This window comes from Myxacorys chilensis, assembly GCF_059505265.1.
The window spans coordinates 1-2,175 of record NZ_JCACKG010000013.1 but is presented as its reverse complement, the minus strand read 5'-3'; the positions used below and the strand labels follow the sequence as shown (position 1 = coordinate 2,175).

The 2,175-nt window shown below is 74.5% G+C and carries 3 protein-coding genes; 2 read left to right on the top strand and 1 reads right to left on the bottom strand.

All coding sequences use genetic code 11. The features are described 5' to 3' along the window. On the top strand, positions 1-235 hold a 235-nt coding region (locus AC5JLB_RS00680), incomplete at its 5' end, for a winged helix-turn-helix domain-containing protein (protein ID WP_495871932.1). After that, a complete protein-coding gene (locus AC5JLB_RS00675; protein WP_495871931.1) occupies positions 232-1,608 on the top strand; it encodes an ATP-binding protein in 1,377 nt (458 codons plus the stop codon). The genes AC5JLB_RS00680 and AC5JLB_RS00675, both read left to right, overlap by 4 nt. Before the next feature lie 78 nt (positions 1,609-1,686). Here the strand turns inward: AC5JLB_RS00675 and AC5JLB_RS00670 are convergent. Beyond that, on the bottom strand, positions 1,687-2,175 hold a 489-nt coding region (locus tag AC5JLB_RS00670), incomplete at its 5' end, for a GNAT family N-acetyltransferase (protein WP_495871930.1).

Sequence of the window (2,175 nt, the reverse complement as noted above, 5' to 3'; positions counted from 1 at the left end):
CGCGGAGTTCCGCCTGCTGGGCGTGCTGGTGCAGCGACCGCAGCAGGTGCTCACGCGCGACCAGCTGCTGGACCTCACGCAGGGCCGCCACGCCCACGCCTTCGACCGAGCCATCGACAACCAGGTCAGCCGCCTGCGCAAGAAGCTGGAGGCCGACCCGCGCGAACCGCGCCTGATCCGCACCGTGTGGGGTGGCGGCTACGTGTTCGACGTGCAGCCGCGGGACCTGGCGTGACGGACCCCGCCGGCCGGCCGTGGGCGCCGCGGTGGTCGCGCCGCTTCGCCGTGCAGCTCATCGGTCTGCTGGTGCTCGGCATCGTGGCGGGCAACCTGATCGGCGTGTTCATCCTCACGCAGCGCACGCCGCTGGCGCTGCGAGCGGCCAGCCGCGCGCAGGTGGTCGACCGCATCGTGTCGGCGGTGCGCATCGCCGACGTCGCGCCACGCGAGTCGGTGGACGAGGTGCTGCGCGCGATGAGCCTGGCCGGCGAGCGCTTCTGGTTCTCGCCGCGGCCCGCGGTCGACGGCCCGATGGACGCCACCGAGGCGGCGCTGGCCGCCGACCTTCGCCAGCGCCTGGGCCCGGCGCCGCACGAGGTGCGCATCCGCTTCCTCGGCTCGGGTGCCGCCGCCACCCCCACCGCCCCGGCCGCCGGCCCCGCGCGAGAGGACTTCTCCCTCGGCTTCCAGGTGTCGATCGGGCTGGCGTCGGGGGCCTGGCTCAACACCGAGCGCACCGGCATCGAGAACCGCGGCTGGTGGCGCGGCCTGCCGTTTTCCATCGGCGCCAGCATGATCCCGGTGCTGCTGGTGGCGGGCTTCTTCGCCTGGCGCATCGCGCGCCCGGTGCAGCGCCTGGCCGAAGCGGCCGAGCGCATGGGCCGCGGCGAGCCGGTGCCGCCACTGCCGCTGCAGGGCCCCAGCGAGCTGCAGGACACCACGCAGGCCTTCAACGCGATGCACGCGCGCATCACCCGCTTCGTGCAGGACCGCATGCACCTGCTGGCGGCCGTGAGCCACGACCTGCGCACGCCCATCACCGCGCTGAAGCTGCGCGCCGAGATGGTGGACGACGCCGCGCTGCGCAGCGCGCTGCGCCGCACGCTCGACGAGATGGACGAGATGGTCGAGGCCACGCTCGGCTTCGCCCGCGAGGAAAGCCAGCAGGAGCCCACGCGCCCGCTGGAGCTGGTGGCGCTGATCGAGGCCATCGCCGACGAGCGGCAGTCGCTGGGCCACGATGTCAGCGCGCACACCGCCCTCGACCGCCTGCCCTACCGCTGCCGCCCGGCCAGCCTGCGCCGCGCGCTCAACAACCTGGTGGACAACGCGGTGCGCTACGCCGGCTCCGCGCGCCTGCGGCTGGACTCGGCCGACGGCTGGGTGGTGATCACCGTGGAGGACGACGGCCCCGGCGTGCCGGAGGACAGGGTGGAGACGCTGTTCGAGCCCTTCACCCGGCTGGAGGCCTCGCGCAGCGCCGAGACCGGCGGCGTGGGACTCGGGCTGGCCATCGTGCGCTCGTGCGTGCACGCGCACGGCGGCGAGGTGCGGCTGGTGAACCGGGCGGAAGGGGGGTTGAGCGCGGTGGTGCGCTTGCCGGCCTGAGGCCGCGCCCGGCGCGAGGGGCACGGTCGTCCGCGACCGCGGCGGTTGCGGCGCGATCGACGGCGGATCAACCGCTGGTCACTGCGGGCCGGTCCTGCGCGGGACACCGGCGTCGTCGCGCCACTCCAGCACCTCGTCCCCGTGACCGTCTCGCTCGCCGGTGGGCCGCCACCCGAGCGCACGGTAAAAGCCGTGCGACCGGTGCTGGGGATCGTCGGAACAGCCGAGGAACAGGCGCCGGTGTCCCAGCGACAGCAGCCGCGCCATCACCCGCCCCAGCAGCTCGCGCCCCAGGCCCTGTCCCTCGAACTCGGGCAGCACCGCCAGCACCACGATCTCGCCCGTGCCGGTGTCGCCGAAGCAGTAGCCGGCCAGGCGCCCCTGGGCCAAGGCCAACTCGCCGGTGGCGCGGCCGGTGCGCACGTCCTCCGACCAGGTGGCTTCGGTGATGCCGTACCTCGCCAGGGTCTCGGCGGACACCGCGTTCTCGCGGGTGCGGCCGCGCAGGTCAATGCAGGCGGCGATGTCGTCGGGGCGGGCGACACGGAAGGTGGCCGATGGGTTCAT